Source organism: Aminobacter sp. P4_H6_2 (genome assembly GCF_056400805.1).
Window position 1 is genome coordinate 1 of record NZ_JBFUKO010000270.1, and the last position, 7,272, is coordinate 7,272.

A 7,272-nucleotide genomic window follows, 5' to 3' on the forward strand; every position below is an offset into this window, starting at 1 on the left:
CGCTAATGCAACGGCGCCATAGGTGGTATGTCGTCTATGGATACTCGCTTCGCAGCGTTTGCCAATCTTTCAAAATCGATTTGTACTCTCGGAGGAACAGCTCCTCCTCGTCTCCCTGCAACGGGCAGTCGAGGGTGCCAAAAGACTCGCTTCGCAAAACATCAAGTATTCGGAAGCTTGCCACATCGAACTGGGGCAATGCCCGCCCTAGGAGCCATATGCCGATACGAGCCGCCTCCTTGGAGAGTTCCGGCTCTTCGCTAAAATAGGGGTAAACCAACCTGTGGGAGCTGTCCCCGATATGAACCGATAAGAGGTTCTCCACCTTCACGACGCACCCGAGGGATTCCACGGTAAACTGTGCTTTGACGCTCTGGTCTAGGATCTGAAATGGCTCATTGATCCAGCGCCGTTTCTCGTTCCACCACGTCAGAAAGCCTTCGGCCAACGGCGGATAAAGTCGCCAACGGCTTCTCTTGTTGGCAGCAATGCGGCCCTGCGTCAGCGAAGCTAGATCGCCGCTGCCAGCGGCGTGGAGCTTGGCATCAGTCCAAAACGGCACGTGAAAATCGCCGCCACTGGATTTGATGCCGTTATCCTTCTTGATGCTTTCTCTTATGTCACTGCGCAGCGCGGTGATGCGTTGTGCTTTCGGCAAATAGAAAAGGGTCAGTAGCTTCCTCAAATGAACCCGTTCCAATGACATCGAACGATCCTCAGCAGGCGAAGAAAAATCTCAACGAAAACATATCTCGTCTGATTCGGATCGAAATAGAAAGCCAGTGATATTTGCGAATACACTTGGCGCTATATAGGTGGAGTCTCTTACGCTCACTTCTCAAACCGCATCACCCAGTTCAACTCCCAATTCTCCCCACCATCCACCGACATCGCCTGCTCCCAGCGCGGGCTAGCCCCTCCCGTCCATAAAAACCGCACGCGCACCGGCGCTCCGCCTTCAATATCGTCGCCATAAAACTCACCGCGCCCGTTTTCGAACCTGCCGACCATCGGCGGAAACAACCGGCAGCTTTTGGTGTCCGACCAGTAGATCGACCACAGTCTTGTCTCGGGGTTGTAGAGCCTGAGCGTCATGCCCGTGAAGCCGCGCGACGGCACCGCCATCTGGTCGAGGTTGCCGCAGCCCTCCATCACCTTTTCCACCCGCGACGTCGCCGAAAAATTCTCCCATTCGCTCGAGCCCTTCAGCCGCTCGCGCAAACGCTCGTTGGTGATGGTCCAGTCGCCGATCAGGAAATCGAAATCGTCAAAACCGCTCATCTTTGCCTCCTTGTGATCAACACAGTATAGCCGACCCATCCTGACAGGCTTCTGTCAGGAGTTGTCAGGACAGCGCGCTTGACGCGGGCCGTGCCGTCGGCTTGTGTGCCGCCGCGATAACGCCACACCTTCCTCCTAACGCCGGCTCCATGAAATTCCTGGCCGTCCTTGTTGCCCTTGCGGCTCTCTCCGCCTGCGCCAGCCCCCGGCCGGTGCCGTCGGCACCTGTTGCCGTCACGCCCGCGCCGGCTGCTGTCCCGCCGATGATCGAGCAGCCTGACGTCGAGCCGCTGCCGGCAGGCGTCACCCCGCTGACGGTCGAGCAGGACGAGCAGATTGCGCGGGGCTGAGGGGAGAGAGCGGGGGAAACTTCTCCACGCTTCCAAAGTTTTTTCCGCTTTTTCTTTTGCGTCCCATTCCTTCGTGCCCCCCTCTGGCCCTTCGACAGGCTCAGGACCAGAGGGGGGCGCGAAGGAACACAGCCCACGCGGTTGGGCTGTCACCCCCTGTCTCCATCCCCTGTGGAAATCCGCCCCCGTTTCTCCACGCCCCAAAAACCTGCCGTACAATTCACCTCGTTCCTCCCACGGGAACGCCGGTCGCGACGGTGGTCAGTGGGGAGGAACCGGCGCCTCCGGCAGCGGGTTGACGTACCCGCCGCCCGGGGAGGCTCCGCCAAAAGGTTCCCCTCCCGGGACCACGCCCGGGGTGCGCTGGACGAGCGCTAGTGGGGCTGCCGAACGGGCGATAATGCCCGCCAGGCGGTCCGCGGAAGCGGAACGGGCGGAGACAGAAATCGCCGGATGGGGTGAGAAGCGGTCCGCGCAGCGGACGAAAAGCCAATTGCTCGGCTTTTCGAGCAACGAACGCCCGAAGCGACAGCGAAGGGCTGAGCGGATTGCGCAATGACCCTTGCCAGCGTCCGCCGCAGCGATAAGCTCGGCATCCGAGCACGGAGGCAGCGGAACGAAATGTCCAAGGGCACGGTCGAGGGCGAGAAGATCGATGTCGGGTTCTCCGGTCGCCGCTGCATCCATTCGCGCAACTGCGTGCTCGGCAATCCGCATGTCTTCGAGCCCAACGCGCCGGGCGAGTGGATCCACCCCAACGCGGCCTCGGTCGAGCAGATCGTGGCGATCGCCGAAAGCTGCCCCTCGGGCGCGATCACCTATCGCCGCAAGGACGGCGGGCAGCAGGAGGCGCCGCCGGTCGTCAACATCGTGCGGGTGCGCGAGAACGGCCCGCTGGCCGTCCATGCCGAGATCGTGCTCGGCGGCGAGACCTTTCATCGCGCCACGCTGTGCCGCTGCGGCGCGTCCCAGAACAAGCCGTTTTGCGACGGCAGCCACAGCAAGACTGGCTTTGCCGCAACCGGCGAGCCGCCGCTCAAGGAATCCCAGCCGCTCGCCGCGCGTGACGGCCCGCTGGTCATCACCCCGCAGCCCAATGGCAGCCTCAAGCTTGAAGGCAATATCGAGATCGTCACCGGCACCGGCCACACCGTCGAGCGCACGACCAAGGTTTTCCTGTGCCGCTGCGGCCATTCGGCCAACAAGCCGTTCTGCGACAGCACGCACAAGAAGATCGGTTTCGTGGCGTAGGCTGACCCGGTCGATAGCCAGCGCTGGCCGGTTTCCCTTTGCCGGCCATATCGGCTAGAGCGGGACAGTTGGAAAAAGCCCCGGACCACCAGCGAATGAACGCCAGATCTCGCCCGCAGCCCCTGTTCCTCGGCATCGACACCGGCGGCACCTACACCGACGCCGTTTTGTGGTCCGAGGATCACGGCGTCGTCGCCAAGGCCAAGGCGCTGACCACCCGCCACGACCTGGCGGTCGGCATTTCGGGCGCGGTCGACGCGGTGCTGGACAAGGCCCATGTCGACCCCGCCGCCATCAAGCTGGTGTCGATGTCGACGACGCTCGCCACCAACGCGCTGGTCGAGGGCCAGGGCGGACGCGTGGCGCTGGTGATGATCGGCTTTTCCGAGGCCGACCTTTCCCGCGATGGCCTCAAGACCGCGCTCGGCTCCGATCCGCTGGTGCTGTGCCCCGGCGGCCACGACGTACACGGCAATGCCCGCACGCTTGAACTGGCCGAGCTTGAGGCAGCATTGCCGGAACTGGCGAAATCCGTCTCGGGCTTTGCCGTCTGCGCCTACTTCGCCACCCGCAACCCGGCGCATGAGATCGCCGCGCGCGACCTGATCCGCCAGAAGACCGGCCTGCCGGTGACAGCAAGCCACGAGCTTTCTTCCAAACTCGGCGGCCCGCGCCGGGCGCTGACGACGCTGCTCAACGCCCGCCTGATCTCGATGATCGATCGCCTTGTTGCCGCAACCGAGGGCTTCCTGGAGCAACGCAAGATCAAGGCGCCGCTGATGGTGGTGCGCGGCGACGGCGCGCTGGTGTCGGCCGAATTCGCCCGCCAGCGCCCGATCGAGACTATCCTGTCGGGGCCCGCCGCGAGCCTCGTCGGCGCCCGCTACATGACCGGGCTCGACAACGCGGTCGTCTCCGACATCGGCGGCACCACAACCGACGTCGCCGTGCTCGACCACGGCCGCCCCCGGCTCGACCCCGAAGGCGCCACCGTCGGTGGTTTCCGCACCATGGTCGAGGCGGTTGCGATGCGCACCTTCGGCCTCGGTGGCGATTCGGAAGTGACGCTGGAAGACGGCGGCCTGAAGCCAAAAATGTCGCTTGGGCCGCGCCGTCTGGTGCCGCTGGCGCTCGCCGGCATGATGCATGGCGAGGCGGTGACGAGCGAACTGGAACGCCAGCTGCGCGCTCCCAATCCGGGCCGCATGGATGGCCGCTTCGCCGTCCGCACCGGTGTGCCGGAACATCTCGCCGCTGGCCTGACGGCGCCCGAGGCTAAGCTCTACGACACGATCACCGCGGTGCCGCTGCCCATCGACCGGCTTTTGACCTCCAATGCCCAAAGCGCCACACTCAACCGCCTGGTGTCGCGCGGGCTGGTCCATGTCTGTGGCTTCACCCCCTCCGATGCCGCCCATGTGTTGGGCAGGCAGGCTAATTGGGATGAAACCGCCGCTCGTCTTGGTGCCGAGCTTTTTGCCCGCAAGCGCGATGGACGCGGCCAGCCGATCGCAGCGACCCCCGAAGCATTGTCCGAGCGCGTGCTGGCAACGCTCACCCGCATCTCTGCCGAAGTCATCTTGGAAACGGCATTCGCCGAGGACGGGCTCGATGGTGCGGCGACCGTCGCTCACGCTCTGGTCCAGCGTGCAGTCGATGGCCACGAAGGCATCGCCCGGTTGTCGGTCGCGCTCGACCGGCCGGTCATTGGGTTGGGCGCCTCGGCGCCCCTACACTATGCCGGCTTGCCGCCCCTGGTCGGCAATGAATGCGTAGTGCCTGAGGATACCGACGTTGCCAACGCACTCGGTGCCGTGGTCGGACAGGTGCGCGTGACGGCCGAGGCGCGTGTCAGCCAGCCCAAGGAAGGGCTGTTCCGGCTTTCGGTAGGTGAAATCCTGCGCGACTTCGTTGATGAGGAAAGTGCGATGGCAGCAGCCGAAGCCGAGGCGCGCGCCATCGTTGCCGTTCGCGCCAGCGATGCCGGCACCGATACGGCCGAGGTCGAGATCGCTACCGAGATAAACGTGTCGACGGTCGAGGGGCAGCGTATGTTCATCGAGGCGCATGTCGTGGCGATTGCCGCAGGCCGTCCCCGGATAGCGGTCTGACGGCTAAACCGATTCGCTGCGGCGATAGGCGCCAAGTCAAATGGCGCCTCGCAGCATTGCACGAATTGACCCTGCGCACTTTGCGTGCCAAACGCCCGAAAACCTTGTTTTGACCGCCGCAGTGGCGCCGGAATTTTGGAGCTTATATTATGACCGACCTCGTTGAGCTTTTCGGCCTTCGCATATCCCGCGAACTTCACGACTTTGTTGTTGCGGAGGCATTGCCGGGGACTGGGGTCGATGTTGCGAAGTTCTGGGAGGGGTTTGCTCAGATCGTGCATGATCTCGGCCCGAAGAACCGGGCGCTGCTCGAAAAGCGCGACGACTTCCAGCTCAAGCTCGATGCCTGGTACCGCAAGCATGGCGCGCCGCACGACATGGCCGCCTACAAGGCGTTCTTGAGCGAGATCGGCTACCTCGTGCCCGAAGGCCCGGCGTTTGCTGTCACCACCGACAATGTCGATGCCGAGATCGCCACCGTCGCCGGCCCGCAGCTGGTCGTGCCGGTGATGAATGCGCGTTATGCGCTGAACGCGGCCAATGCGCGCTGGGGTTCGCTCTACGATGCGCTTTACGGCACCGATGCGATTTCGGATGCCGATGGCGCCGAGAAGACCAAGGGTTACAACCCCAAGCGCGGGGCCAAGGTCATCGTCTGGGCCAAGGCGTTTCTGGATGAATCCGCGCCGCTGGCGTCTGGCAGCTGGGCCGACGTGACTGGGCTTTCGATTGTTGATGGCAAGCTGGTAATTGCCGCTGCTTCCGGTTCGGTGGCGCTGCGCGATGCAAACCAGTTCGTCGGCTATCGTGGTGAGGAGAATCCCGATGCGGTGGTGCTGGCCAAGAATGGCCTGCATGTCGAAGTGGTGATCGACCGAGGCAGCGCGATCGGCAAGACCGATCCCGCCGGCATCTCCGACATGGTGCTGGAGTCTGCGCTCACCACCATCCAGGACTGCGAGGATTCGGTCGCCGCCGTCGACGCCGAAGACAAGGTCGTGGTTTACCGCAACTGGCTCGGCCTGATGCGCGGCGACCTGTCCGAGACCTTCGACAAGGGCGGCAAAGCAGTCACCCGCAAGCTCAACGGCGACCGTTCCTACACCGGCCCCGATGGCGGCACCGTTTCGCTGCCTGGGCGTTCGCTGATGCTGGTGCGCAATGTCGGCCACCTGATGACCAATCCTGCAATCCTCGACCGCGACGGTAACCAGGTGCCCGAAGGCATCATGGATGCGGCGATCACCGCACTGATCGCGCTGCACGACGTCGGCGCCAATGGCCGGCGCATGAACAGCCGTGCGGGCTCGATGTATGTCGTCAAGCCGAAGATGCATGGCCCCGAGGAAGTCGCCTTCGCCGTCGAGATCTTCGACCGCGTCGAGCGCCTGGTCGGCATGCCCAAAAAGACCATCAAGATGGGCATCATGGACGAGGAGCGGCGCACAACCATCAACCTCAAGGAGTGCATCCGTGCCGCCAAGGAACGTGTGGTGTTCATCAACACCGGCTTCCTCGACCGCACCGGCGACGAAATCCACACCTCGATGGAAGCCGGCCCCATGGTGCGCAAGGGCGACATGAAGCAGGCGCCGTGGATCTCGGCCTACGAGGCCTGGAACGTCGACACCGGGCTTGAATGCGGTCTCTCGGGCCATGCCCAGATCGGCAAGGGCATGTGGGCGATGCCCGATCTGATGGCCGCGATGCTGGAGCAGAAGATCGCTCACCCGAAAGCCGGCGCCAACACCGCCTGGGTGCCGTCGCCGACGGCGGCGACGCTGCATGCCACCCACTACCACAAGGTCGACGTTCACCAGGTGCAGGCCGAGCTGAAGTCGCGGCCCAAGGCGCGCCTCGACGACATCTTGTCGGTACCTGTCGTTGTCCGCCCCAACTGGACGCCCGACGAAATCCAGCGCGAGCTCGACAACAACGCGCAAGGCATCCTGGGCTATGTCGTGCGCTGGATCGACCAGGGCGTCGGCTGCTCGAAGGTGCCCGACATCAACGACATCGGGCTGATGGAAGACCGCGCCACCTTGCGCATCTCCTCCCAGCACATCGCCAACTGGCTGCGCCACGATGTCTGCTCGCATATCCAGGTGATGGACTCGCTCCAGCGCATGGCGGCGATCGTCGACCGCCAGAATGTCGGCGATCCGCTCTATCGCCCGATGGCGCCCGACTTCGACCAGTCGATCGCCTTCCGCGCCGCTTGCGACCTCGTCTTTGAAGRCCGCGCCCAGCCCAACGGCTACACCGAACCGGTCCTGCAC

The 7,272-nt window shown here is 63.8% G+C and carries 6 protein-coding genes; 4 read left to right on the top strand and 2 right to left on the bottom strand.

The annotated features are described in order from the left end of the window. Positions 1-34 precede the first annotated feature (34 nt). Together AC1DUU_RS18570 and AC1DUU_RS18575 are read right to left on the bottom strand one after the other, a co-directional pair. Positions 35-706 carry a hypothetical protein gene (locus AC1DUU_RS18570; RefSeq protein ID WP_476784877.1) on the bottom strand — a complete coding sequence of 224 codons (672 nt, stop codon included), beginning with the start codon at positions 704-706 and terminating at the stop codon, positions 35-37. Positions 707-831: 125 nt separating this feature from the next. After that, a complete protein-coding gene (locus tag AC1DUU_RS18575; protein WP_476784878.1) occupies positions 832-1,281 on the bottom strand; it encodes a hypothetical protein in 450 nt (149 codons plus the stop codon). Positions 1,282-1,430: 149 nt separating this feature from the next. Between AC1DUU_RS18575 and AC1DUU_RS18580 the strand changes: the two genes are divergently transcribed. The 4 genes from AC1DUU_RS18580 to AC1DUU_RS18595 all read left to right on the top strand — a co-directional run. Further along, positions 1,431-1,631 carry a hypothetical protein gene (locus AC1DUU_RS18580; protein ID WP_476784879.1) on the top strand — a complete coding sequence of 67 codons (201 nt, stop codon included), beginning with the start codon at positions 1,431-1,433 and terminating at the stop codon, positions 1,629-1,631. A 621-nt stretch (positions 1,632-2,252) separates the two neighbouring features. Next, positions 2,253-2,882: a CDGSH iron-sulfur domain-containing protein gene (locus tag AC1DUU_RS18585; protein ID WP_476784880.1), complete on the top strand. Its 630-nt coding sequence runs from the start codon at positions 2,253-2,255 to the stop codon at positions 2,880-2,882. Between the two features lie 95 nt (positions 2,883-2,977). Beyond that, complete coding sequence (locus tag AC1DUU_RS18590) at positions 2,978-4,993, top strand: hydantoinase/oxoprolinase N-terminal domain-containing protein (RefSeq protein WP_476784881.1); 2,016 nt, start codon at positions 2,978-2,980, stop codon at positions 4,991-4,993. A gap of 149 nt (positions 4,994-5,142) precedes the next feature. Beyond that, positions 5,143-7,272: malate synthase G (locus AC1DUU_RS18595; protein ID WP_476784882.1), on the top strand; the 2,130-nt coding region annotated here is incomplete at its 3' end.

What these genes read in the sequence shown, in the direction of transcription:
- AC1DUU_RS18570 (WP_476784877.1), bottom strand. Translation starts at nt 706, where the DNA reads ATGTCATTGGAACGGGTTCATTTGAGGAAGCTACTGACCCTTTTCTAT.
- AC1DUU_RS18575 (WP_476784878.1), bottom strand. Translation starts at nt 1,281, where the DNA reads ATGAGCGGTTTTGACGATTTCGATTTCCTGATCGGCGACTGGACCATC.
- AC1DUU_RS18580 (WP_476784879.1), top strand. Translation starts at nt 1,431, where the DNA reads ATGAAATTCCTGGCCGTCCTTGTTGCCCTTGCGGCTCTCTCCGCCTGC.
- AC1DUU_RS18585 (WP_476784880.1), top strand. Translation starts at nt 2,253, where the DNA reads ATGTCCAAGGGCACGGTCGAGGGCGAGAAGATCGATGTCGGGTTCTCC.
- AC1DUU_RS18590 (WP_476784881.1), top strand. Translation starts at nt 2,978, where the DNA reads ATGAACGCCAGATCTCGCCCGCAGCCCCTGTTCCTCGGCATCGACACC.